Genomic DNA, 24,144 nt, shown 5'->3' with positions numbered 1-24,144 from the left:
GGCGCTCGCCGCGGTCACGGCCGCCAGGCCACCCGGTGCCCGGCCAGGTGCGCCAGGACCGCGTGGTTGGCCTCCCAGCCGTCCGGGAACTTCACGGCCGTGCCGAGCCGCACCGGCTCCGTGGAGGGGTAGTCGTCCAGCAGCTCGCCCACCCCGGCCCGGCACACCACGACGCACGCGTGCCGGTGCCGGGAGGCCAGCACGCACAGGCGGCCGGTCTCCAGGTGGAAGGCGGTGGCGTCGGGGCGGCCGGACAGCGGGTGCAGGACCACCGTCACGTCGTACTCGCGGCCCTGGAGCCGGTTGGCCGTGTCGACGGTGACACCGCTCACGCCCAGCTCCGCCAGCGCGGCCCGCACCGCCGCCGCCTGGTCCCGGTGCGCGGTGCCGACGGCGATACGCCCGGCGGTCAGGGGCTCCGGTCCGGCGGCGCGTTCGGAGGTCGCCGCGCCGTCCCGGTCCAGCAGCCGCCGGACCACCGCCGCGACCGCCCGCACCGCTTCCGGGTCGGCGCGCGGGGTGTGCCGCGGGGGCAGTTCCAGCAGGCCCCAGCCGGAGGCGGCGGCCTCGTCGATCACCCGGTCCGGGCCGGAGCCGTCAGAGGGGACGGCGAAGGCCAGGCGCCGGTCGCCGGGGCCGGTGCCGCTGCGGAACGGCGTGTACGGGTAGAAGGCGTCCGACACCAGCGGCGCCGCGGAGGCCGGGAGCCGCCACGACACCGGGAGCCGGTGCTGCGGCAGGCCCGGGTTGTGGGCGAGGAGGGTGGTGACGGCGGAGGCCGAGGGGTCGTAGGACAGGCCCGCCCACTGCTCGCCGTCCACGATCGAGAACGGGTCCAGCTGGCCCGGGTCGCCCACGAACAGCGCCCGCTCGAACAGCCCGGCCACGGCGAGCAGCGCGTCCGAGCGCATCTGGTACGCCTCGTCGACGATCGCGTGCCGCCACGGCTCGTCGGTCTTCACATGGGCCCACTTGGCGGCCGTGGACAGCACCACCGGCAGCCCGGCGAGGTCGGCCGCCTTCGCCGACGTCCGCACCTGGGGCAGGCCGTCCAGCGCCTTGTCGTACGGGTCGGCGTCGCTGCTGTGCAGCCGGCCCACCGGCAGTTCGGGGTTCTTCTCGGCGAGCCGCAGCACCAGGTCGTCGACCTGCGCGTTGGTCTGCGCCACCACCATCAGCGGCCGTCCGGCCTCGGCCAGCTCCAGGGCGGCCCGCACCACCAGCGTGGACTTGCCCGCGCCGGGCGGGGAGTCGACGACGACGCCGCGCTCGGCGCCGTGCAGCGTGTCGCGCAGGATCGCCGCCGTGGCACGGGCGGCCTCCGCCCCCGGGTCGAAGGCGGCGTCGGCGCCGGGGGCGGTCGCGGAGCCGAGGGCGGTCTCGGTGGTCACAGGACGTCCTCCTCCGTCACGGGGTCGGCCGCCTCGGGCGCGGTCCGCTCGCCGGGCGGGCCGCCGTGCGTCCACGGGGTCCGCTCCGGGTCGGGCAGCTTCGCGCCGCCCCGCTGCTCGTGCTCGAACAGCGTGAAGCACACCCGGTCCCCCTTCTCGGGCACGCTCCCGGCCTCCGGCTCCTTGCCGCGGCCCATCTTGTCGACGATCCGCAGGACGACGCTCACGCCTCCCTCGCCCCGCTCGTCGTACCCCACGAACTCGGCCGCCTGCGGCCTGCCGCCCAGCGACCGGTACACCTTCGCCCGCTCGCCCAGCTGCGGCCGGTCGTCCGTGCGCACGGTGACCAGCGGGCGCGGGCTGGGCCGCCTGCCCTCGCTGTAGGCCATGACCACGTCGGTGACCTCCCCGGCGAACGCCTCACCGGCCAGCCGGCGCCCGGCCATCACCAGCGGGTCGTCGAGCGCCTCCTGCGCCTCCAGCCGGGCCTGCTCGCGCTCGCGCGTGGCCAGCTTGTTCGCCGCGGTGACCGCGTCGTCGCGGCGCGGCTGCGGCGGCTCCCCGGCCAGGACCCGGTCCCGGTGCCCGGTGAACGACCAGCGGTCGCGGGTCCACCGCTCCTCGACATGCGCCCCCGGCGGCAGGGCCCGCAGCAGGTCCAGGCCCCGCCACACCGCCTCCCAGGTGGGGCGCGTCCGGCTCTCGACCAGGGCGCGGATCTCCCGTTCGGCGGCGGTGACGGCGCCGAGCCGCTCGTCCGCCTCCAGGCCGTCCCCGGCGGCGGCCAGCGCCGTGCGGGCCCGGTCGTAGCGCTCGATGGCGGGGGCCAGCAGCTTGTTGTCGAACGCCGGGTCGGTGGCCGGGCCCGCGGGCGGGCACAGCAGCTGGCCGGCGGTGTCCCGGGCGAGCTCGGCGCGGGCCGCCGCCTGGGCGCCGGACATCCCGTCGGGCGGGTCGATCCAGGCCAGCAGCGCCCCCAGGTGCTGGTCCTCCAGCGTGGACTGCCCGGTCGCCCAGTGCCGGCCCAGCAGGTCCGTCATGGCCAGCAGCAGCGACGAACCGGGCACCCGGGCCCGCTCCCCGTAGTGGGTCAGCCACCGCCCGAGCAGCGGAACCCGCGGCGGCGCCGGGTACGGAGCCTCGGGGTCCTGCTCCGCCGTCCGCCGAAAGCGCATGGAACGGCCCAGCAGCCGTACGAAGTCGATGCCCGCGCGGCTCGGCACGATCAGCTGTGCCGCGTCCGCGCACAGGTCGACCTCCACCTTGACCCGCTTGCCGGTCTCGGGGTCGGTCTCGGCCCGCTCGGCGCTCTCCACGGCGTCCGTGTACGACTCCAGGTGCGGCAGGACGATGTCCGCCAGCTCGGCCAGGAACGCGAACCTGAGGTCGCGGTCGCGCGGCTGCGGGACGGCCAGCAGCCGCGGGGCGTCCCGGTCGGTGCCGACCAGCGCCCCGAGCGGGGCGCCGGCCTCACCGGCGGTGGTCAGCGGCACGAAGACCAGCGGCCGGCCGGACAGGTGCCGGTGCCGGACCGTGGCGGCGGGCTGGGCCCGGCCGCCGCGCACCGCCTCCAGCCGGGCGAGGGTGGTGATCAGCGACACGCGGCCACCTCCGGTCCGGCGGGAGAGGACCCGGCGGGAGAGGATCCGGCGGGGGAGACCGGGGGGCCTCCCGCGCGGGCGGCGTCCAGCGCCTCCGCCCGCAGCACCGCCGCGCGGCGCAGCGCCGCCACCGCCGGGTCGTCCGGATCCCCGGCCTCGCCGCGGGCCGCGGCCAGGACGTCCTCGACGGAGGACAGCCCGCCCAGCTCGGCGCGGACCGGACGGCCGAGGGCGGTCACGGCGCCCGACGCGCGGGCGCGGGCCCGGCAGTGGAAGGCGAGGTCGCAGGTGGACAGGCACTCGGGCACGTACGTCGCCGGGACCGACTCGACCGCGGCGGTCAGCTCCTCGGCGGGCAGCTCGGGGGAGAAGCAGATGCCCTCGGGGAGCGTCCGGGCGATCTCCTCCACGCGGGTGAGACGGCTCAGCTGCCGGGCGGTCACCGCGCGCTGCCTGCGGACGTCGACGGCGGAGGCGGTGGGCAGGTTCGAGAAGTCCTTGGGACACACCAGCAGCACCCGGTGGCGCACGCGCGGGGGCGCACCGTCCCCGGCGAGGCGGGCCGCCACGTCCTCCAGCGCCAGTACGTACACGGCCGCCTGCCGGGCCGCGGCGCCGACCTTCGCCGGGTCCGCGGAGCCGTCCAGCATCGGGAAGGACTTGATCTCGACGACCGTCCAGCTGCCGTCGGGGTGCACCACCACCGCGTCCGGCTCCAGGAAGGCGGGGGAACCGGCGACGTCCAGCGCCAGCATCGGGTGGTCCAGCAGCGTCCACGCGCCCGCCCCGGCCGCCTCGCGCAGCGCCAGCGCCGTACGCGCCACCCGGCCCTGCGGACCGGCCGCGGACAGGTCGGGCACCCCGGCCCGCGCGGGCGGCTCGGCGCCCGGGTCCAGCCACTCGTGCACGAGCCGCAGCAGCTCCGCGCCGCCGTCCGCCGTGACCCGCGCCTCGAACGCGTTGCCCCGCATGAACGCGAACTGCGACTGCCCGAAGGCCGACGGGGCGCCCAGGGCGCGCGCCAGCGCCGCCTTGTCCACCCCGGCGCCGTCGAGGACCGCCCGCCGTCCGCAGCCGGGGTTCGCGGCGAGGGCGGCCAGGGCGCGCGCGTCCAGCGCCTTGGCCGGTACGCCGGGGCCGCGCAGCTCAGCGAGCCTTGCCCAGGCTCTCGACCTCGCCGGAGCGGGCAAGGCTCCCGTCCGGAGCGCCGTCCCCCGTGTCCGCGGGAGGGACGCCGGGCTCGGCCGCCGCCGGGAACCGCTGCTCGCGCTGCCGTGGAATTCGCTCACCCGCCGAAGTCTGGCATCCGCCACTGACAATCGGGGACCCCGCACCCGGGGAGACACCTGTGCCGGGGGTGACCGCCGCGTCCCGGCCGGTCCGCGCGGCGCCCGTGCGCGAGGCGGTCGCGGTGGCCCGGCCGGCCGCCGCGCCGGGAGCGGTGCCCGTGGCCGTCCCCGTGCCCGGGGCGGCGAGCGCCGCGGCCGGGGCGACCCGGGCGGCGGACCACGCCCGGACCCGGTCCGCGCACCGCGTCACCCGCGGCGCCAGCACCAGCCCGAGCCCCATCACGGCCGCGCCCGCCACCGCGTCCAGCAGATAGTGGTTGGCCGTACCCATGACCACCACGGTGGTCACCAGCGGATAGACGACACCGGCCGCCTTCGCCGCGCGCGTCCCCCCGTACCGCCACAGCAGCACCCCGCACCACACCGCCCAGCCCACGTGCAGGCTCGGCATCGCCGCGTACTGGTTGGTCATGCCGCCCAGCCCGCGCGGCGCGCTCGCCTCGCCGCCCCACCAGCCGTACGCGCTGTAGTGGGCCATCGTGTCGACGAAGCCGTGGCCGGCGTCGAGCAGCCGGGGCGGGCAGGTCGGCAGCAGGGTGAAACCGATCAGCCCGATGAACGTGGACGTCATCAGCCAGGTCCGGGCGGCGCGGTAGTGCACCGTACGCGACCGGAAGATCCACACGAGGATCGCGGGGGTGACCAGGTAGTGCAGCGACGCGTACCAGAAGTCGGCCGGCACCCCGAGCCAGGGCTCACGCGTGAAGAGACGGTTGAGCGGGTGCTCCGCGTTCAGGCGCAGCGCCTTCTCGACGCGCAGGATCGCCAGGCCGTGGTCGACGGCGTGGGCGACGTCGCCGCGCACCAGGAGCCGGCCCGCCGAGTAGCAGGCGTACACGAGGACGATCAGCGGCAACTCGGTCCACCAGCGCGGACGGACGGCCGGGGCCGCCTCGGTGCCCGGTGTCTCGGTGTGCGGCATCCGATCGCCCTCCCCCTTCTCGCGCGTCCGGCAGACCGGTCGTGTCACTCTACGGCGTAACGTGCGCCCCTTTCCCGGGGCGCCCCCGGACCGGATAGACGCGAAGATCGCCCGCCGGGTTGCCCACGCACGCCGTGCGCGATGATGGAAGGGTTCGGCCCGAAAATCACCCGGAAAGGTCCCCCATGGCACCGCGCATCCTGCTGGCCCGGCACGGACAGACGGAGTGGTCGCTGTCCGGCAGACACACCGGCAGGACCGATGTGCCGCTCCTGGAGGAGGGCCGTCGCGGCGCCAAGCTGCTCGGCGAGCGCCTGCACCGGTCGCCGCTCGACGGCCTGCCGGACGCCGAGATCCGCACCAGCCCGCTCTCCCGCGCGCGCGAGACGTGCGGACTCGCCGGGTTCGGCGACCGCGCCCAGCCCTGGGACACCCTCATGGAGTGGGACTACGGGGCGTACGAGGGCATGACCCCGGCGGAGATACAGGCCGTCCGCCCCGGCTGGCTGATCTGGCGCGACGGCGTGCCCGGGGGCGAGACCCCGGCCGACGTCACCGCGCGCGCCGACGAGGTGGTCGCGTGGGCGCGCGAGCGGGACCGCGACGTCCTGGTCTTCGCCCACGGCCACATCCTGCGGTCGATCGGCGCCCGGTGGCTGGGCCTGCCGCTGGACTTCGCGGCCCGCATCCGCCTGAACCCGACCTCCCTGTCGGTCCTGGGCTGGGCGTACGGCGAACCGGCGATCGAGAGCTGGAACGACCTGGGGCACCTGGCCGGGGAGTGACGCCCCCGGGGACGGTCCGCCGTTCGCGCCCTCGCGCGCCGCTCAGCCCGTTCGCCGCAGCGCCGCGTACCGGTCCAGGAACTCCGCCACGCCGGGAGCGCGCCGGTGCGGCAGCAGCACGCGGGCGGTGCCCGCCAGCATCGTGTGCACGCGCGAGGACTGCACCTCCGCCAGCAGCCCCAGCACTCGCCCGCCGGCCGCCGCCGCCTCGTCCGGCCGTCCGTCCCGGGCCAGGTCGTCGGCCAGTTCGGCGCAGTACAGAGCGGTGTTCCGGGTGAAGTGCGGATCCTGCGCACCGGCCGCCCGCAGGGCGTGCCGCGCCGCCCGCCGCCACGCGCCCAGCGCCGACCAGCACTGCGCCTCCAGCCCCTCCAGCTCGGCGTCCCCGTAGAAGCTCATCCACTCGGGATCGGCGTCGCACGGACCCCGTTCGTGCAGGGTCCGCGCCCGGGCCAGCGCCTGGGCACAGGCGGCACCGTCGCCGAGCCCGGCCCAGCCGCCCGCCTCGCGCAGCGCGAGCAGGGCCAGCAGCCGGTCCGAGCCGAGGGAGCGGGCGACGCGCTGCGCCGCCTGCGCCGCCCGTACCGCCTCACGCGGCCGGCCCGCGTCCCGCGCGAGGAACGCCGTGTTGCAGAAGGCGTGCGCCTCCAGGGCCGTGTCCCCGGCCGTCCGGGCGGTGGCGAGGGCCTCCGCGTAATGGGAGCGGGCGTCGGCGAAGCGGCCGGAGTCATGCGCCAGCCAGCCCACCGACAGGGCCAGTTCACCGGCGCCCGCGGCCAGCCGGTCCGTCGTCGTCTGCCGGGCCGCGCCCGCGTCCAGCAGCGCGTACGCGGCGCGCAGCGGGGCCGCCGCCCGCCGGTAGAGTCCGTCGGCGCCATGGCGGTCGTCGAGCAGCCGGATCCTGCGGACGGTCTCCTCGAGCGCGCCCGCGTCGCTCGCCCCGGCCCGGCGCACGGGGCGCTGGGCCGCCGCGGCGTCGAGGGCGAGCCCCAGGGGGCTGAGGGAGGCGGCGGCCACCGTGGCGCCGCCGGTCATGAATGCGCGACGCAGCACGTCGCTCTCCTCGTGGTTGTCGTGCGGGCGGTACGTGGGGTGCGGATGGTGCGGCTGGTTCGGGTCGTGCGGATCACCGGGGCCACGGGTCCAGCCGCCGGTCCGGGCCCCGCGACCGCGGACGGACGAGCGGGGCGCGAACCCCAGATCGGTGAGGGTGCGGCCGGGAAACATGTGTAGGAACACGCGTTCGTACGCGTAGTTCGGGCAGCGGATCTCGCCCGACTCGACCCGGCCGATGTACCGCGCGTCACAGCTGACCCGCTCGCCGATCTCCCGGGCGGCCCGGCGGACCGCCGCCGCGAACTCGGCCGGCGAGCGTTTCCCGCGCAGCCGCCGGAAGACCAGATTCGGCTGCGCCGGCCGGTCGGGCCGGCCGGAGGCCACCGTGGACGATGTCATGGCCGGGTCCTCTCATGCGAACCGTCGAACCATGCCGGAAACCGGGACGATTCAGGCTGATAACGGGTGAGTCGCCCGTGAGTCACCCGAGACGCCCCTGATTCCGGCGGGCACGAACGTACCGCCGCGCCCGGGCCGCCACGCGAGGTTTGCCGGCAAACGGCGCCTCCCGGCCGTCATCTGCCATGAACCGCCATGCTTTGCCGCGTCCGCGCCCGTAGCCGCCGGCGCCCGGAGACGTTGAACCCCCCGGGCCGGGAGGCCCCCGACTCCCGATCGCTCGTCCGAGGAGGCTTTCGTGGTGAAGGGCCGGATGGACACCAGCCGGATCGACGACCATCGCAGACCGCCGTCGGCGGCGGCCCACGCGCCCGCCCCGCGCGGCAGCGCCCCGCCGGGCGCCGAAGGCGTCTGCGACGTCGTCACCGTGCCGACGCGCCAGGGCCTGGAGGCGGTCGACATCCTGCGGCGCGGCGCCGGTGACGCGGTCGGCCCCGTCCTGCACGACGACGGTTGCGACACCCTGTGTTTCCTGGTGCCGCCGGGCACGGCCGCCGCGTGGGACGTGCCGGGCAGCACCTGCACGGAGACCGACGGCCGCGGCCTCAGCCTGCCGCCCGTGCCGCCGCTGGGGGGCTCCGACTGGCTGGTGCCCCCCGGAGAGGCCGATCCGGCGACCGACCCGGCCGTGCTGCGGGCCGCCCTGGGGGAGGCCGCCCGGCTGATCGAGGCGGCGGACAGCCGCTGCTGAGCGCGGCGGGCCGCCGCCCGCCGGGCCGGACCGCCCGGCGCGTCCGCCCGCCGCGATAATGGCCGGATGGGAAAGTCCAGGAACGCCCGGCGCGGGCGCGGCGCGGAGCGGACCGTCGCCGAGCGGGTCGACGGAGGGCTCGCCGAGCTCATACCCGACCGGGACCGGCCGCGCGCCTGGACGCTGCTGATCGACGGGGCGCCGCAGTCGCACGTCGACCTGGACGACCCGGCGTATCTGTCGTTCGAGTACCAGCGCCGCCTCGGGCACGTCATCGACCTGGCCGCCCCGCCCGGCAGGCCCGTGCGCGCCGTGCACCTCGGGGGCGGCGCCCTCACACTCGCCCGTTACGCCGCCGCCACCCGCCCCCGCTCCACCCAGCAGGTCGTCGAGCGCGACGCGGCCCTGGTCCAGCTGGTCCGCCGGGAGCTCCCGCTGGATCCCGGCGCCCGGATCCGGGTGCGGTCCGCCGACGCCCGCGACGGGCTGGCCAAGGTGCCCGACGGATGGGCGGACCTCGTCATCGCGGACGTGTTCAGCGGGGCCCGCACCCCGGCCCATCTGACGTCGGCCGAGTTCCTGGACGAGGTCCGCCGGGCGCTGGCACCGGGCGGGGTGTACGCCGCCAACCTCGCCGACGGCCCGCCGCTGGCCCATCTGCGCGGTCAGATCGCCACCGCCGCCGCCCGCTTCCCCGAACTCGCGCTGATCGCCGACCCGGCCGTGCTGCGCGCCAAGCGCTTCGGCAACGCCGTCCTCGTCGCCTCCGCTCACCCGCTGCCGGTCGCCGAACTGACCCGCCGCGCCGCGTCCGACCCGCATCCCGCGCGCGTGGAGCACGGCAAGGCGCTGACCGACTTCACCGGAGGGGCGGCGCCCGTGACGGACGCCGTGGCGGTGGCGTCACCGGCGCCGCCCCCGTCCGTCTTCCGCTGACGCGGCGGTTCGGCGACTTTCGGCCCCCACCCGGAGGCGGCCCGACGTGTCCGGCGCGCACCCCGGCACCCGCTCTCCCGCATGCCGAGCGGGGGCGGCATCCTCGGACGCCGCCCCCGCTCCCTCGCCCCCCGAGGCTCCTACCGCTCCCCGATCTCCGGGAGCTTCCCCGTCCGGGCCGCCTGCCCGTACCAGTGGGCGCTGGACTTCGGGATCCGCTCCAGGGTGACGTAGTCGACGTAGACGGCGCCGAAGCGCTTGCCGTAGCCGTACGCCCACTCGAAGTTGTCCATCAGGGACCACAGGTAGTACCCGCGGACGTCGGCGCCGTCGGCGATGGCGCGGCGGACCGCCGACAGATGGCCGTGCAGGTAGGCGATGCGCTCCGGGTCGTGGACGTGGCCGTCGGACTCGGGCTTGTCGTCGTAGGCGGCCCCGTTCTCGGTGATGTACAGGGGCAGGCCGGGCGCCTCACGGGTGTACCGCATGATCAGCTCGTGCAGGCCGGACGGGTCGATCGTCCAGCCCATCTCGGTGCGCTCGCCCGGCGTCTGGTGGAACGCCACGTCCTGCGCGGCCGGCCAGGGCGAGTGGTCGCTGGAGCCGTGGCCGTCGGCGCGCGGACCGGGCGGGGCGGACTCGGCCGCCGACACCAGGGTGGGCGTGTAGTAGTTGAGTCCCAGCGCGTCCAGCGGCTGCTGGATCGCCGCCAGGTCGCCGCTGTGGACGTACGACCAGTCCGTCAGCGACGCCGTCGCCTCCAGCAGCGACTGCGGGTAGGCGCCGTGCAGGATCGGGCCGTGGAAGACGCCGTTGGCCAGGTCGTCGATCTTCCGGGCCGCCGCCAGGTCCGCGGGCCGCTGCGACAGCGGGCGGACCACGGAGGAGTTGAGGCTGATCGCCACCGAGTTGCGGGCCGGCATCACCGAGCGCAGGGCCGTCGTGCCCAGCCCGTGCGCCAGATTGAGGTGGTGGGCCGCGCGCAGGGCGGCGGCCGGCTCCGTGCGGCCCGGGGCGTGCACCCCGGAGGAGTAGCCGAGGAAGGCGCTGCACCACGGCTCGTTCAGCGTGATCCACTGCTCGACGCGGTCGCCGAGGGCCTCCCCGACGATCTGCGCGTACTCGGCGAACCGGTAGGCGGTGTCCCGCTCCGGCCAGCCGCCGGCGTCCTCCAGCTCCTGCGGCAGGTCCCAGTGGTACAGGGTGACGGCGGGCTTGATGCCGTGCGCGAGCAGTTCGTCGACGAGGCGGCGGTAGAAGTCCAGGCCGCGCTGGACGGCGGGACCGCGCCCGGTGGGCTGCACCCGGGGCCAGGAGACGGAGAAGCGGTAGGCGGTCAGGCCCAGCTCCGCCATCAGCGCCACGTCGTCGCGGTAGCGGTGGTAGTGGTCGACCGCGATGTCACCGGTGTCACCGCCCTCCGTCTTGCCCGGAGTGTGGCTGAAGGTGTCCCAGATCGACGGTGTACGGCCGTCCTCCCGCACCGCTCCCTCGATCTGATACGCGGAGGTCGCGGCGCCCCAGAGGAAGGCGGGCGGGAAGGTTGCGGCCATCAGGTCAGACATGGAGTCGCTCCCGTGAGTCGAGGGCGCCAATTATGCATGGGAGCGCTCCCACAATGGAAGGGGGGCCGCGTCGCCCAGTCGCGCGGGCCGGACCGGTCGCGGGGGCGCGGCCGGTCCCGCGCGGTGCGGCCGGGTGCCCCGGGTCAGGCCGATTCGCGCACCACCAGCTGCGTCGGCAGGACGACTTCCCGGTGGCCGGTGCCGCGCTCGGCGATCTCGTCCAGCAGCAGGCCGGCCATGGTGCGGCCCATCTCCTCCAGCGGCTGGCGGACGCTGGTCAGCGGGGGATCGATGTGCCGGGCCACGATCGAGTCGTCGAAGCCGACGACGGCCACGTCGTCCGGCACCCGCCGGCCGGACGCGCGCAGCTCCAGCACGGCGCCCGAGGCCATCACGTCGGACGCGGCGAAGACGGCGTCCAGGCCGGGGCGCCGGCGCAGCAGCTCCCGCATGGCCGCCCGGCCGCCCTCCTCGGTGAAGTCGCCGTGGGCGATCAGCTCCTCCTCGACGGTGATGCCCGCGGCCTCCAGCGCGTCCCGGTAGCCGTCGAGACGGGCCTGGGCGGCGTCCATGTCCAGCGGCCCGGTGATGGTGCCGATGGACCGGCGGCCCCGCGCCAGCAGGTGCTGGACCGCGCTCCTGGCGCCGCCGCCGTTGTCCGCGCGGACGTGCCCCAGCCGCTCCCGGTGGCTGCGCCGGCCGGCCAGCACGGTGGGCACGGAGAGCTCCTCCAGCCGGTCCGGCAGCGTGTCGTCGCTGTGCACCGCCATCATCAGCACGCCGTCCACCCGCTGGGCGGACAGGTAGGCGGCCAGCCGCTCGTACTCCTTCTCGTCGTCCGCCAGGACCAGCAGCAACTGCATGCCGGCGCTGGCCAGACGGGCGGAGACGCCCCGGATGATCTCCGGGAAGTACGGCTCGGAGAAGAGCCGGGTCTCGGCCTCGGGGACGACCAGGGCCACCGAGTCGGTGCGGCGGGTGACCAGGGAGCGGGCGGCGCGGTTGGGAACGTAGCCGAGGTCGGCGATGGCCTGCTCCACCGCGGCCCGGGAGCGGGCGCTCACCTTGGGGGAGCCGTTGATCACCCGGGAGACCGTGCCGCGGCCGACACCGGCGCGGGCGGCCACGGCGTTCAGGGTCGGGCGCCGGACGCCCGCGGTCGCGGGCGGCTGTTCGGCAGGGCTCATCGTTCACCTTCCGGCGTTCAGTGGGGGCTCGCGTCATTCTCACCCAGAAAACCGGCCGGTGGCTTTCACGGGCCGCTCAGATGCCCTGCCGCAGACGGGAGTTCGGCCGTTGACCTGCGGAAACGACACACGGGATGAGCCGGGGGCCGGGGAATGGGACGCGGCGGGGCGACACATTCCCGTGACGTGCGGAACACGCTTGCGCAACAACGCCGTTTTCAAGTCTTGACACCCGGCCCGGCAGCAAGGAGTCTTCCGGCATGCCGCGTGGGAGCGGTCCCACGGTCGGTCCGGGGGTTCTCTCCCCCTGTCGGCAGAACCACCAACGGCCCTTCCCTCCGCCTCAGATGACACATCGTTGACCAGCTCCCTTCGCACCGCACCTCGTGTGCTGTGGGCCTGGCCGCTGCTCGAACCGAGAGGGCAGGTCCGGATCGCCGGGCTCCGGCGGTCTGAATCCTGAGGTCCCGTTCGCCACTGGAACAAGGAGTAGTGGAATGCGCATCACCCGCACCGGCGGCGGTCGTGGCCGCAGAGCAGCGGCCCTGACCACGACGGCCCTGACGGCCTCGGCCCTGCTGCTCACCGGATGCAGCGACGACGGCGGCTCGGACGAGGCCGCGGACTCCAACGGCAAGATCACGCTGACGGTGGCCGACTACGGGCAGTTCGGCTACAAGGAAGCCGGTCTGTTCGAGAAGTACCAGGAGCTGCACCCGAACATCACGGTGAAGGAAGAGGTCGCCGCCAACGAGCAGGACTACTACCCGAAGCTCCTTCAGCAGCTGAACGCGGGCAGCGGCCTGGGAGACGTCACCGCCATCGAGGTCGGCCGCATCACCGAGATCGTCACCACCCAGGCGGACAAGTTCACCGACCTGAAGGACTCGATCAACGTCGGCGACTGGGTGCCCTGGAAGGCGAAGCAGGCCACCACCAAGGACGGCGCGGTCATCGGCGCCGGCACCGACATCGGCCCGATGTCGCTGTGCTACCGCAAGGACCTCTTCGAGAAGGCGGGCCTGCCGACCGACCGCGAGGAGGTCGCCAAGGCGGTCGCGGGCGGCTGGGAGGACTACATCAAGCTCGGTGAGCAGTACAAGAAGAAGGCGCCCGCCGGCACCTACTTCATGGACTCCGCCAGCGCCATGTTCAACGCGGTCGTCAGTTCCTCCCCGGAGCAGTACTACAACGCCGAGGGAGAGGCGATCTACAAGGAGAGCGCCTCCGTCAAGCAGGGCTGGGACCTGGCCGCCGAGGCCGCGGAGAAGAAGCTGACCCAGGGCCTGGCCCAGTTCCAGGACCCCTGGAAGGCGGCGCTGCGCAAGGGCAGCGTGGCCACCGTGGTCTGCCCGGCCTGGATGTCCGCCCAGATCGCGACCTACTCCGGCGACGACTACAAGGGCAAGTGGGACATCGCCCGTTCGCCCGGCTCCACCGCGGCCAACTGGGGCGGCTCCTTCCTGACCGTCCCCAAGAGCGGCAAGCACGTCAAGGAGGCCATCGAGCTGGTCAAGTGGCTGACCGCCCCCGAGCAGCAGGCCGCCGTGTTCAAGGCGACCGGCATCTTCCCGTCGAACCAGAAGGCCTACGAGCTCCCCGACGTGAAGAACGGGAAGCTGCCGTACTTCAACAACGCCCCGGTCGGCCAGCTCTACGCCGAGGAGGCCAAGTCCATCCCCGAGGCGGTGCTCGGCGCGAAGGACGCCACCATCAAGGACACGATCTCCCGGGAGATCAACAACATGGAGCAGCGGGGCACCAAGCCCGCTGACGCCTGGGAGTCCGCCACCGAAGAGATCGACAAGGTGATCGGCTGACACCCGGTGCGGGCGGCCCGCGGGCCGCCCGCACCGCGCTCGGGCGTACGGGACCGTACGGGGGTCCCGCTTCGCGCGGGGCCGCCCCCGCCGGGGGCCGGCCGCCGAGCGCCGGTCCGGTCCGCGGCGTCCGGCAGCACGCACCGGACGCCGCGGCGCCGTGTCCTTCCCGGCTCGCGGCGCGACCCGGGCCGGGCTCCCGGCACGTTCCGGCGCCGCGCCGCGCGGCGGAGGCCTCACCCCGCCCCGGCACGGACGACCCGGGCCCGGGCGACCCGGGCCCGGGCGATCCGGGCCCGGGCGATCCGCGACCGACGGGCGGGCGGACCGGGCCCGGCCCCGGCGCCCGGACCCGCGGGCCCGGCATCCGGCGGCCGGGCCTCAGCACCGCACGCACGTCAGGCCGCGCCGCGGACCGCTCGCCACCACGGCGGCCCGCGCAGGGGACGCCGGGACGGGCGCCCGGCCCGTGACTCGTCTTCCGCCCCGCCCCCTACCCGGCCGAGACCTCCCAGGGAAGGATTCCCTCCGTGGCAACGACAACCCCCGCACGGGGCGCCCACACCCCGCCGACCGGCGGTTCCGGCGGCGCGCCGAACGGACGCAGCGCCTGGCGCGCGCGGCTGTGGCGCTTCGACGACAAGGTGTCGCCGTACGCGTACATCGCCCCCTTCTTCCTCATCTTCGGCGCCTTCGGGCTCTACCCGCTCCTCTACACCGGGTGGATCGCCCTGCACCGGGTGGAGATGACCAGCCTCGACCAGTCGGAATGGGTCGGCTGGGACAACTTCGCCACGATCCTCCAGGACTCCGAGTTCTGGACGTCCGTCAGCAACACCTTCATCATCGGCGTCATCTCGACCGTCCCGCAGCTGCTCATGGCGCTGGGCCTGGCCCACCTGCTCAACTACAAGCTGCGCGCCAGCACGTTCTGGCGGACGGTGATCCTCACCCCGTACGCCACCTCGGTGGCGACCGCGGCCCTGGTCTTCGCCCTGGTCTTCCGGGCCGACGGCGGCATCCTCAACTGGGTGCTGAGCTTCTTCGGTGTCGACAACATCGACTGGGGCAACGGGCACTGGACGTCCAAGATCGCCATCTCGGTCATCGTGATCTGGCGCTGGACCGGCTACAACGCGCTGATCTACCTGGCGGCCATGCAGGCCGTGCCGACGGACCTGTACGAGGCGGCCTCCATCGACGGGGCCAACCGCTGGCAGCAGTTCCTCAAGGTGACCATCCCCTCGCTGCGGCCGACGATCCTGTTCACCATCGTCATCTCGACCATCGGCTCCCTCCAGCTGTTCGGTGAGCCGCTGCTGCTGCAAGGCGGCACGCTCGGAGCCGTGGGCGGCAGTGAACACCAGTACGAGACCCTCAGCATCTACCTCTTCAACTACGGCTGGAAGCTCGGCCACCTCGGTCCGGCCGCGGCCGTCGCCTGGGCCATGCTCGTGCTGCTGCTGATCATCGCCCTGATCAACTGGATCGTCGGCCGGTACGTGCGCAAGAACGCGGTCTGACGGGAGCGATATCGATGACTACGACCAGTCCCACCAAGACCGCCGCGCCGGACCTGGACCCGGCACCGTCCGCCGCCGGCGCGGGCCCGGGCCGCAGCCGCTTCAAGATCGGCGCCGGCGGCCAGCTCAAGGGCGGCCCCTTCACCTACATCGCCCTGGCCGTCGTCGGCCTCGGCTCGATCTTCCCGCTGTACTGGACGCTGGTGGCCGCCTCGCACGACCAGCAGCGCGTCCTCGACTCCCCGCCGCCGCTGCTGCCGGGCGGCCGGCTGCTGAGCAACCTGGAGGCGGCCTGGGAACAGGCCAACCTGGGCAAGGCCATCGTCAACACGGTCATCGTGGCCGGCAGCATCACCGTGGCCACGCTGTTCTTCTGCACCCTGGCCGGCTACGCCTTCGCCAAGATGCGCTTCCGCGGCCGCGGCGTGCTGATGACCGCGGTCATCGCCACCCTGACCATCCCCCCGCAGCTCAGTGTCGTTCCGCTGTTCATGATCATGTCGGACATCGGGTGGGGCGGCGAGCTGGAGTCGGTGATCTTCCCGACCCTCGTCGGCGCCTTCGGCGTCTTCTTCATGCGCCAGTACCTGCTGGAGGCCCTGCCCTACGAGCTGATCGAGGCGGCCAAGGTGGACGGGGCGCACAACCTCCGCATCGTGTGGAGCGTCGTCCTGCCCGCGGCCCGGCCCGCGATGATGGTGCTCGGCATGCTCACCTTCGTGCAGGCGTGGAACGACTTCTTCTGGCCCTTCCTCGCGCTGAACCAGCAGAACCCCACCATCCAGGTGGCGCTGGGCCAGCTCAGCGCCTCCTACACCCCCGACCAGAGCATCGTCATGGCCGGCGCGCTCATCAGCACCCTGCCGCTGCTGCTGGTCTTCGTGGTCTTCGGCAAGCAGATCGTCGGAGGCATCATGACGGGCGCCGTCAAGGGCTGACGCCGGGTCGCCGCCACCGATCCGCCGGCCCGCGCACCCACCCCCGTCCGGTACGGCCCGCCACGCCCCGCATCCGGGCCGTACCGGACCCGCCGCGCCCCCCGCGCGCCCGACCGCTTTTTCCCCCGCCGCCGGCCCCCGTCCGGCCCCCTCACGCCACCTTGGGAGCGTTCTCACCATGACCACCGTACGACCCGAGACCACTGCCCGGCCGGCCACGGACCTCTCCTTCCCGGCGGACTTCGTCTGGGGCGCCGCCACCGCCGCGTACCAGGTGGAGGGCGCCGCCACCGAGGCCGGCCGCACCCCCTCCATCTGGGACACCTTCAGCCACACGCCCGGCAAGGTCCGCAACGGGGACACCGGCGACATCGCCGCCGACCACTACCACCGGTACCGCGACGACGTGGCGCTGATGAAGGAGCTCGGCCTGAAGGCGTACCGGTTCTCCGTCTCCTGGTCCCGGGTCCAGCCCACCGGCCGCGGTCCCGCCGTCGAGCGCGGCCTGGACTTCTACCGGCGCCTGACCGACGAGCTCCTCCAGGCCGGGATCACCCCCGTCGCCACCCTCTACCACTGGGACCTGCCCCAGGAACTGGAGGACGCGGGCGGCTGGCCGCACCGCGACACCGCCGACCGCTTCGCCGACTACGCCGAGATCATGGCCCGTGCCCTCGGGGACCGCATCGGCGTGTGGACCACCCTCAACGAACCCTGGTGCTCGGCCTTCCTCGGCTACGGCTCCGGCGTGCACGCCCCGGGGCGCACCGACCCGGCCGCCACCCTGCGCGCCGCACACCACCTCAACCTGGCCCACGGCCGGGCCGTCGGGGCGCTGCGCTCGGTGCTGCCGGCCTCCGCCCAGACCTCCATCACCCTCAACCTGCACCAGGTGCGCCCGCTCACCGGCAGCCCCGAGGACGCCGAGGCGGCCCGCCGCATCGACGCGGTCGGCAACCGGATCTTCACCGGCCCGATCCTGGACGGCGCCTACCCCGAGGACCTGCTCGCCGACACCGCGCACATCGTCGACTGGGGACAGCTCGTACAGGACGGGGACCTGGCCGAGATCTCCCGCCCCATCGACGTGCTCGGCGTCAACTACTACTCGCCGACCGTGGTCTCCCTGCCCGCCGACGGCCGCGGCGCCACCCGGAACGACGGCCACGGCGCCAGCGACCACTCGCCGTGGACCGGCTCCGAGCACGTCGCCTTCCACCTGGCCAACGACGATCTCACGGCGATGAACTGGGCCATCGACCCCAATGGACTGCACACCCTGCTGACCGGCCTCGCGGCCTCGCACCCGCGGCTGCCGCTCATGGTCACCGAGAACGGCGCCGCCTTCGACGACTACGTCTCCCCCGAGGGCCAGGTCAACGACCCGCAGCGGATCGCCTACCTGCACTCCCACCTGGACGCCGTGCGGCGGGCCGTCGCCGACGGGGCCGACGTGCGCGGCTACTTCCTGTGGTCCCTGCTGGACAACTTCGAGTGGTCCTACGGCTACTCCAAGCGCTTCGGAGCCGTCTACGTGGACTACCCCACCCAGCGCCGCATCCCCAAGGCGAGCGCCCGCTGGTACGCCGAGGTGATCCGGCGCAACGCGCTGCCGGACGCCGCCGCGCGGGGCTGACACCCGCCCCCGGGCGCGGCGGCGCCACCGCCGCCGGCCGCGCCCCCACGCGCCCCCGCCCGCTCCCGTGCCCTCCGACGGCGACGTTCCGTCGTGACGGAGGACGACGGGGGCGGGTGCGGCACGGGCCCGGCTGTTACATTCCTGGCCTGAAGGCTGCGGACGGGAGGCGGCGATGGCGGTCAACGGTGAACGGAGCCGGGGCGGTCGGCGGCCGACCCTGGAGGAGGTCGCCGCCCGCGCCGGCGTGGGACGCGGCACCGTCTCCCGCGTGATCAACGGCTCGCCCCGGGTCAGCGACGCGACGCGGGCCGCCGTCGAGGCGGCGGTGGCCGAACTCGGCTACGTGCCCAACACGGCCGCGCGCGCCCTGGCCGCCAACCGCACGGACGCCGTCGCGCTGGTCGTGCCCGAGCCGGAGACCCGGTTCTTCGCCGAGCCGTACTTCTCGGACATGTTGCGCGGCGTGGGCGCGGAGCTGTCCGAGACCGAGATGCAGCTGCTGCTGATCTTCGCGGGCGGCGCCCGGGAACGGCGGCGGCTCGCCCAGTACCTGGCCGCGCACCGGGTGGACGGCGTCCTGCTGGTCTCGGTGCACGCCGGCGACCCGCTGCCGGACCTGCTGGCGCAACTGGAGATCCCCGCGGTGATCAGCGGCCCGCGGTCGGCCGCGGAGTCGCTGCCGTCGGTGGACTCCGACAACTACGGCGGCGCCCGTTCGGCCGTGGAGCACCTGCTGGCGTCGGGGCGGCGCCGGATAGCCCACATCACCGGCCGCCTCGACGTCTACGGCGCCCAGCGCCGCGTCGACGGCTACCAGGACGCGCTGCTCGACGCGGGAGGGACGGCCGACGAGGGGCTGATCGAGCCGGGGGACTTCACGGAGGAGGGCGGCCGGCGCGCGATGGCCGCCCTGCTGGAGCGCCACCCCGGCCTGGACGCGGTCTTCGCCGCCTCCGACGTGACCGCGGCCGGCGCCCGCCAGGTGCTGCGCGAGGCGGGCCGCCGCATCCCGGACGACGTGGCCCTCGTCGGCTACGACGACTCCGCCATCGCCCGCCACATGGACCCGCCGCTGACCAGCGTCCGCCAGCCGATCGACGAGATGGGCCGCCGGATGATCGGCCTCCTCCTCGACGAGATCGCCGACCGCCGCCCGGCGCTCTCCCGGGGACCGGAGCGGCAGCAGGTGGTCCTCCCGACCGAACTGGTCGTCCGCCACTCGTCGTGACCGGCACATCGCGCACCCTCCGGCCGGGACGTCTGTGCGAGGTCACCGGCCGCTGGGGCGGGGGCCGTGGGGGTGGGCGCGGATGAGGACGTTGCAGTCCGAGACGCGTGAGCCGTCGCCGGCGGCCCGAGCCTCTTCCCGCTGGTGCGCGAGGTCCCGGCAGGTCGGGCAGCCCGCCACCGGGTCGGGCTCGGCCGGGAGCAGCCCGAGGACGGGGGCCGGGCTCATGGTGGTCCGGGTGATCACCGGCGGTGCCCCCTCACGAGCCGGGACAGAGCGAGGCCGGTCTCGCACCGCCCGACGTCATCCACACAGGGCTCGCACACCGTGACGTGGGTGTAGAGCGCGGCGTGTGCCCGGCGGCCGACGCACGGCCCGCAGGCGCGCGGCCACCATCGGCCGTCCTCCGGATCGGTCTGCTCACCGAGGTCGACGGCCGTCTCCACGGTCAGCCGCTCCGGGCACCACAGACACACCGCGCCACGGGCCTGATCCGGCGACAGGAGGTCGAACGTCGGCAGCGCGAGCAGGTCCATAGCCTCGGGCGGGATCTCGCGCACGCTGCTCACGGTGTCGCTCGGCATGGCTGGGGCCTCCACGGTCGCGGTAATCCGTTTCACACACGCGAAGCTACGGAGAGGTCCGCCACTCCAACAGAAATGTTCCGTAGCCGTTCAGTGACCCAGCGTCCCTGGACGGCTACGGAACATGACCCTTACGCCACCTGGAAGAAGGCCGACAACTCCTGCTGCTTCCGCGTCAGCCGACGCCGCCCCGACACCCGCAGCGACTGCTCGAACGTGGCCGCCGCCATCTGCTGGTGCCGCAGCCACTCCGGCGCCTCCAGATGCAGAGCGGCCAGCACCTCCGTCGCCTCGTCGGCCTGCCGCAGCATCACATGGGCCTGGGCCACGTCCAACTGGTGCCGGTTCCATGTGTTCGCGCTGGCTGTGACGCCCGCTGCCGAGACCCTCGCCGACAACCCGATCACCCTCTTCGGCTGGTCAGCCACCACCTGGTTCTCCACCGCCTGGAAGGCGACCGTCGACCAGTCGAACTTGCCCCAGCCGTACGGGTAGGAGGCTACGCCGCCGCCGAGCGCCGCCCCCGCCGTACGCGCCAGGCGCAGCATCTCCCGGGCCTCCCTCGGCCGGTTGTTGCGGGCTGCGGCAGACGAGGCACGCACCAGCAGACGGCCCCATACTCCGAGCTGGCCGCGCGTGGCACGGGAGATGCGAGGCTCGACATTGTCGGCGGTCGCCAGGGCGAGCCGCTCGGCTTCGTCCAGCCGCCCCTGCCGCATCAGCAGCCAGCCCTGGAGGTAGACGGCCGCGCTGGCCCGTTCCTGGTCGTCAGCCGCCGCCGCGTCGAACAGCGCGTCCCTGAGCGCCGCGTGCGCGAGATCGTACGCGCGGACCTGAGTCAGATAGCGGCCGGCGGTCTGGAGGACGTCGGAGCGCAGCTTCAGCGCTTCGGTGTGGTGTGGGCCGTTGTCGTAGTGGTCGACGGCTTGGCGGACGGTGGTGATGAGGGCCGGGAGGAACTGGCTGATGTGGCCGTAGTCGTCGCCGTAGTACGAGGTGGCGAGGGCTTTGGCGGTCGCGCGGAGGTTGGCGAGGTCCAGGTCGGGTTCGACGGTGTCGCCGAGGAGGAGTCGGCCTGAGGCGGCGATCGGTGGCGTGATGGCCTGCCGGAGCGGCATCAGGTCCACCTTGTCGTCGTCCGCCCGCGTGGTGGCGTGGGGCGCCCCGGGCTCGAACAGCGCGGACGTTTTCACGCGGAGGGCGCGGGCGAGTGCGTGGTAGGTGTCCAAGCGTCCGATGCCACCCCGTTCGATCTTCTTGACGACGGCGAGGCTGAGACCGGCTCGCTCGGCGAGCTGTTCTTGGGTGAGCCCTCGGGCGAGACGGTGGTTCCGGAGGCGGCTGCCAGGAAGGTCCGCTGATGTGTGGGTGGGATTCGGCACAGTCTGTCTCCGTTCCTTACATCCACTTGGAACGGTACGCCTGGTCGTGGGTATGTGTCGGTAAGGCCCTTACGGAGCCGTTCCATTGGGGCCGCGCCCGCGAGAGCGGCAGGGGGCGCGACGGCGGCGCCGAGCCAGGCCGCGATGTGAAGTGGTGGCCGCAGTGGCACTACGGTCATCGGGATCCACCCGGCACGGGGCAGGGAGAGAGCCCGGCCGTGTGGTGCCCGATTCCGAGAGAGGCGTGCGATGTCGCAGAACGTGCCCAGCTTCGCTGAACTGCTGGACGGCGCCCACCGGTCGGCCGTCCACCTGGAAATGCGGGACTCCTACGGGGTCGCCGCCGAGGCCGACGCGCTCGCTCGCTGGCGGGCGACCGGCGAAGTCGACGACGACCCCGAGTCGCCGTACTGGGCGCCGTGGACGCGGTTGATCCGCCGCACCGTCGATCGCGGTGTGATCGTGCGTCGGGCCCGCATCGTGTCCGAGCCGGTCAGCGACTACATCCGGTACGAGCACGCCGGGACCGTCGTGAATGTAGCCGCCGGCGAGGACGTACGGTGGCTGCCGCGTCGGCGCGCGTCCGACCTCTGCCTGCCCGGCAACGACTTCTGGCTGATCGACGGTCGCCTGATCCGGTGGAACCACTTCACCGGCGACGGCGCCAGCGCCCCCGGTGAGATCAGCGAGGACCCGGCCGCGGCCCGCCTGTGCGCCGAAGCCTTCGAGGCGGTGTGGCAGCGGGCGATCCCGCACGACGAGTACAAGATCAGCTAGTTCGAAAGGGTCCAGCCGCAGCATGGCCAGCTCTCCGTCCACCTCGGCCCAGGCCGCGCGCGAGCGCGTCGCGCGACGCCTGCGAGACCTGCGCGCCGACGCAGGCTTGACCGGGACGGAGCTGGCCAAGCGGTGCGGCTGGACCCACCCCAAGACGTCCCGTTTGGAGAACGCCCGCACAGCGCCCACGCCCGACGACATCCGCCGCTGGTGCCACGCTTGCGGCGCCGAGGGCCAGGCGGTCGACATCATCGCCCAGTCGCGTGACGCGGAGTCGGCCTACATGGAGTGGCGGCGCCAGGTGCGCGCCGGGCTCAAGCGCCTCCAGAACAGCTACATCGAGCTTTTCCAGGCCACCCGGCTGTTCCGCATCTACTCGCCCACCCTCATCCCGGGCCTTCTCCAAACCGAGGGGTACGCCCGTGCCGTGCTCTCCGGCGTCGCCGAGCTGCTGGAGATTCCCCACGACGCCGACCAGGCAGCGGCTGCTCGGGCGCAGCGCAATCAGATCATCCACCAGCCTGGGCGCCGCTTCGTCATGGTGGTGGAGGAGGGCGTGCTCTACCACCACCTGGGCGATGCCGACGCGATGGCCGCCCAACTCGGCTACCTCCTCACCGCGGGCGCGCTGCCGTCGGTGTCGCTCGGCATCATCCCCAAGAGCGTGCGGCGGACGCTGTGGCCCCAGGAACTCTTCCATGTCTACGACGACGAGCTGGTATCGGTGGAGCTGATGACCGCTCGGGTCCGGGTGACCCAGCCGTCCGAGGTCCAGATGTACCTACGGGCGTTCGAGCAGCTACGCGGCATGGCGGTGTACGGAGCGGACGCGCGGACACTCGTGCTGCGCGCGATCGAAGCCCTGCGCTAAGCGCTACCTTGCGGACACGACGACGTGGGCGTAAACGAAACCAGCCGGTGACCTCTCTACGAGGTCACCGGCTGGTTACTCTGGGTGAGTGACGGGACTCGAACCCGCGGCATCCTGGACCACAACCAGGTGCTCTACCAGCTGAGCTACACCCACCATGACCGGTGGTCCGGGAAGTTTTTCCCTGACCGGCCGAGAAAAAGTGTACAGGGTCCGAAGGGGTGCTCGCGCACGGCTTTCGCGGCGCCCCTTCCCGGACCCCCGCGCCGCCTACTCGGCGGGCAGGACGTGGCGGGCCGCGATCGCCTTGGCGGTGTCGGAGTCGGGGCCGGGCTGCGGGACGAAGACGGCCTCGCGGTAGTAGCGCAGCTCGGCGATGGACTCGCGGATGTCGGCGAGCGCGCGGTGGTTGCCGTTCTTCTGCGGACTGTTGAAGTACGCCCTCGGGTACCAGCGGCGGGCCAGCTCCTTGATCGACGACACGTCGACGATCCGGTAGTGGAGGTAGTCCTCCAGGGTCGGCATGTCCCGCAGCAGGAAGCCGCGGTCGGTGCCGACGGAGTTGCCGCACAGGGGCGCCTTGCCGGGCTCCTTGACGTGCTCCTTCACATACGCCAGGACCTGCTCCTCGGCGTCCGCCAGCGTCGTGCCGTTCTCCAGCTCCGCGAGCAGCCCGGAGGCGGTGTGCATCTGACGCACCACCTCCGGCATCGTCTCCAGCGCCCGCTCCGGCGGGCGGATGACGATGTCCACGCCGTCGCCGAGCACGTTGAGCTCGGAGTCGGTGACGAGGGCGGCCACCTCGATGAGCGCGTCGTCGGACAGCGAGAGGCCGGTCATCTCGCAGTCGATCCACACCATGCGATCGTTCATGCGAACACCCTACGGCGGACGTGCCGGGAGAGAGCCCCCCGGCAGGGGGCGGTGCGTACGGTCACCGCCGCTCCGGGGCCGCGCCGCGGCCCGGGCGGCGGTGACGGTGCGACGCCGGACGGGCGGACCGTGCCGTCCCGTCCGGCGTCGCGGGGTCCGCGCCCGCTCTCAGGTGGCGCTGCGCGGCCCCGGCACGCTCGCCCGGCTGGGCACGTACTCCCGGCCGTGCTCCGGCGCGACCGGTGCCGTCAGCGCGTGCGTGGACGGCGATCCGACGGGGCCGGCCGGCGTGCGGCGGGCCTGGTAGGGCATCGCCCCGTCCACGGGGAGGGGGCCGGAGGGCTGCCCGGCGTGCGGCGCCTGCCCGGGGGCCGCGGTCGCCGCCGGCGCGGTGGCCGTGCCGCCCTCCCCGTCGCCCTGCCGGTCGCCCTGGGGCCGCCGGGCCCGGTAGGCGGCCCGGTAGGCGGCCGGGGACGAGCCCAGCTGGCGGCGGAAGTGGCCCCGCAGGGCCACCGGTGAGCGGAAGCCGCAGCGGCCCGCCACCTCGTCCACCGAGTAGTCCGACGT

The 24,144-nt window shown here is 74.0% G+C and carries 21 protein-coding genes, 1 tRNA gene and 1 pseudogene; 10 read left to right on the top strand and 13 right to left on the bottom strand.

The window, feature by feature from the left end; all coding sequences use genetic code 11:
• Positions 1-14: 14 nt before the first annotated feature.
• Genes AB0L74_RS03885 through AB0L74_RS03870 form a run of 4 tightly spaced genes read right to left on the bottom strand, consistent with a single transcriptional unit; the run spans position 15 to position 5,263 of the window.
• Positions 15-1,391 carry an AAA family ATPase gene (locus AB0L74_RS03885; protein WP_365645266.1) on the bottom strand — a complete coding sequence of 459 codons (1,377 nt, stop codon included), beginning with the start codon at positions 1,389-1,391 and terminating at the stop codon, positions 15-17.
• Positions 1,388-2,992 (bottom strand): hypothetical protein, encoded by a 1,605-nt coding sequence (locus AB0L74_RS03880; RefSeq protein WP_365645264.1) that lies wholly within the window; start codon positions 2,990-2,992, stop codon positions 1,388-1,390. Before AB0L74_RS03880 ends, AB0L74_RS03885 begins: the two co-directional genes overlap by 4 nt.
• On the bottom strand, positions 2,983-4,182 hold the full coding sequence (locus AB0L74_RS03875; protein ID WP_365645262.1) for a hypothetical protein: 1,200 nt from the start codon (positions 4,180-4,182) through the stop codon (positions 2,983-2,985). The genes AB0L74_RS03880 and AB0L74_RS03875 overlap by 10 nt, the downstream gene beginning before the upstream one ends.
• Entirely contained in the window at positions 4,139-5,263 is a 1,125-nt protein-coding gene (locus AB0L74_RS03870; RefSeq protein ID WP_365645260.1) for a phosphatase PAP2 family protein, read from the bottom strand. Before AB0L74_RS03870 ends, AB0L74_RS03875 begins: the two co-directional genes overlap by 44 nt.
• Before the next feature lie 185 nt (positions 5,264-5,448).
• On the opposite strand from AB0L74_RS03870, the gene AB0L74_RS03865 reads away from it, so the two are divergent.
• Positions 5,449-6,048: a histidine phosphatase family protein gene (locus tag AB0L74_RS03865; RefSeq protein WP_365645258.1), complete on the top strand. Its 600-nt coding sequence runs from the start codon at positions 5,449-5,451 to the stop codon at positions 6,046-6,048.
• Positions 6,049-6,090: 42 nt separating this feature from the next.
• Here the strand turns inward: AB0L74_RS03865 and AB0L74_RS03860 are convergent, their stop codons facing one another.
• A complete protein-coding gene (locus AB0L74_RS03860; RefSeq protein ID WP_365645256.1) occupies positions 6,091-7,503 on the bottom strand; it encodes a hypothetical protein in 1,413 nt (470 codons plus the stop codon).
• 313 nt (positions 7,504-7,816) lie between these two features.
• On the opposite strand from AB0L74_RS03860, the gene AB0L74_RS03855 reads away from it, so the two are divergent.
• The gene (locus tag AB0L74_RS03855; protein WP_365645542.1) at positions 7,817-8,254 is read left to right on the top strand and encodes a hypothetical protein; all 438 of its coding nucleotides are present in this window, start codon (positions 7,817-7,819) and stop codon (positions 8,252-8,254) included.
• A 66-nt stretch (positions 8,255-8,320) separates the two neighbouring features.
• On the top strand, positions 8,321-9,190 hold the full coding sequence (locus tag AB0L74_RS03850) for a fused MFS/spermidine synthase (RefSeq protein ID WP_365645254.1): 870 nt from the start codon (positions 8,321-8,323) through the stop codon (positions 9,188-9,190).
• Positions 9,191-9,330: 140 nt separating this feature from the next.
• Here AB0L74_RS03850 and AB0L74_RS03845 read toward each other — a convergent pair whose 3' ends face one another.
• Together AB0L74_RS03845 and AB0L74_RS03840 are read right to left on the bottom strand one after the other, a co-directional pair.
• Positions 9,331-10,755, bottom strand: coding sequence for a GH1 family beta-glucosidase (locus AB0L74_RS03845; RefSeq protein ID WP_365645252.1), 1,425 nt, complete (start codon positions 10,753-10,755; stop codon positions 9,331-9,333).
• Between the two features lie 143 nt (positions 10,756-10,898).
• Positions 10,899-11,942, bottom strand: coding sequence for a LacI family DNA-binding transcriptional regulator (locus AB0L74_RS03840; RefSeq protein WP_365645250.1), 1,044 nt, complete (start codon positions 11,940-11,942; stop codon positions 10,899-10,901).
• 497 nt (positions 11,943-12,439) lie between these two features.
• On the opposite strand from AB0L74_RS03840, the gene AB0L74_RS03835 reads away from it, so the two are divergent.
• The 5 genes from AB0L74_RS03835 to AB0L74_RS03815 all read left to right on the top strand — a co-directional run bounded on the left by AB0L74_RS03835 (position 12,440) and on the right by AB0L74_RS03815 (position 19,090).
• Positions 12,440-13,762 (top strand): extracellular solute-binding protein, encoded by a 1,323-nt coding sequence (locus AB0L74_RS03835; RefSeq protein WP_365645248.1) that lies wholly within the window; start codon positions 12,440-12,442, stop codon positions 13,760-13,762.
• Positions 13,763-14,292: 530 nt separating this feature from the next.
• Positions 14,293-15,285, top strand: coding sequence for a sugar ABC transporter permease (locus AB0L74_RS03830; protein WP_365645246.1), 993 nt, complete (start codon positions 14,293-14,295; stop codon positions 15,283-15,285).
• Positions 15,286-15,299: 14 nt separating this feature from the next.
• Entirely contained in the window at positions 15,300-16,223 is a 924-nt protein-coding gene (locus AB0L74_RS03825; protein ID WP_365645244.1) for a carbohydrate ABC transporter permease, read from the top strand.
• 178 nt (positions 16,224-16,401) lie between these two features.
• Positions 16,402-17,859, top strand: coding sequence for a GH1 family beta-glucosidase (locus tag AB0L74_RS03820; RefSeq protein WP_365645242.1), 1,458 nt, complete (start codon positions 16,402-16,404; stop codon positions 17,857-17,859).
• A 175-nt stretch (positions 17,860-18,034) separates the two neighbouring features.
• A complete protein-coding gene (locus tag AB0L74_RS03815) occupies positions 18,035-19,090 on the top strand; it encodes a LacI family DNA-binding transcriptional regulator (protein WP_365645240.1) in 1,056 nt (351 codons plus the stop codon).
• Positions 19,091-19,132: 42 nt separating this feature from the next.
• Here AB0L74_RS03815 and AB0L74_RS03810 read toward each other — a convergent pair whose 3' ends face one another.
• From AB0L74_RS03810 to AB0L74_RS03800, 3 genes are all read right to left on the bottom strand, one after another.
• Positions 19,133-19,336 carry a hypothetical protein gene (locus AB0L74_RS03810; RefSeq protein ID WP_365645238.1) on the bottom strand — a complete coding sequence of 68 codons (204 nt, stop codon included), beginning with the start codon at positions 19,334-19,336 and terminating at the stop codon, positions 19,133-19,135.
• The gene (locus tag AB0L74_RS03805) at positions 19,333-19,674 is read right to left on the bottom strand and encodes a hypothetical protein (RefSeq protein WP_365645236.1); all 342 of its coding nucleotides are present in this window, start codon (positions 19,672-19,674) and stop codon (positions 19,333-19,335) included. Before AB0L74_RS03805 ends, AB0L74_RS03810 begins: the two co-directional genes overlap by 4 nt.
• 131 nt (positions 19,675-19,805) lie before the next feature.
• Positions 19,806-21,056 (bottom strand): helix-turn-helix transcriptional regulator, encoded by a 1,251-nt coding sequence (locus AB0L74_RS03800; RefSeq protein ID WP_365645234.1) that lies wholly within the window; start codon positions 21,054-21,056, stop codon positions 19,806-19,808.
• A 249-nt stretch (positions 21,057-21,305) separates the two neighbouring features.
• On the opposite strand from AB0L74_RS03800, the gene AB0L74_RS03795 reads away from it, so the two are divergent.
• Both AB0L74_RS03795 and AB0L74_RS03790 read left to right on the top strand, forming a co-directional pair.
• Complete coding sequence (locus AB0L74_RS03795; RefSeq protein ID WP_365645232.1) at positions 21,306-21,833, top strand: DUF6879 family protein; 528 nt, start codon at positions 21,306-21,308, stop codon at positions 21,831-21,833.
• Between the two features lie 22 nt (positions 21,834-21,855).
• Entirely contained in the window at positions 21,856-22,704 is an 849-nt protein-coding gene (locus tag AB0L74_RS03790; protein WP_365645230.1) for a helix-turn-helix transcriptional regulator, read from the top strand.
• 83 nt (positions 22,705-22,787) lie between these two features.
• Here AB0L74_RS03790 and AB0L74_RS03785 read toward each other — a convergent pair.
• The 3 genes and pseudogenes from AB0L74_RS03785 to AB0L74_RS03775 all read right to left on the bottom strand — a co-directional run.
• A tRNA-His gene (locus AB0L74_RS03785) sits at positions 22,788-22,860 on the bottom strand.
• 114 nt (positions 22,861-22,974) lie between these two features.
• Entirely contained in the window at positions 22,975-23,577 is a 603-nt protein-coding gene (orn, locus tag AB0L74_RS03780; protein WP_029385787.1) for an oligoribonuclease, read from the bottom strand.
• 168 nt (positions 23,578-23,745) lie between these two features.
• Positions 23,746-24,144: pseudogene (locus AB0L74_RS03775) on the bottom strand (AraC family transcriptional regulator); the annotation flags it as partial.

Source organism: Streptomyces sp. NPDC052020 (genome assembly GCF_040680575.1).
Taxonomy (GTDB): Bacteria; Actinomycetota; Actinomycetes; order Streptomycetales; family Streptomycetaceae; genus Streptomyces.
This window is presented reverse-complemented; position numbering and strand designations above follow the sequence as displayed.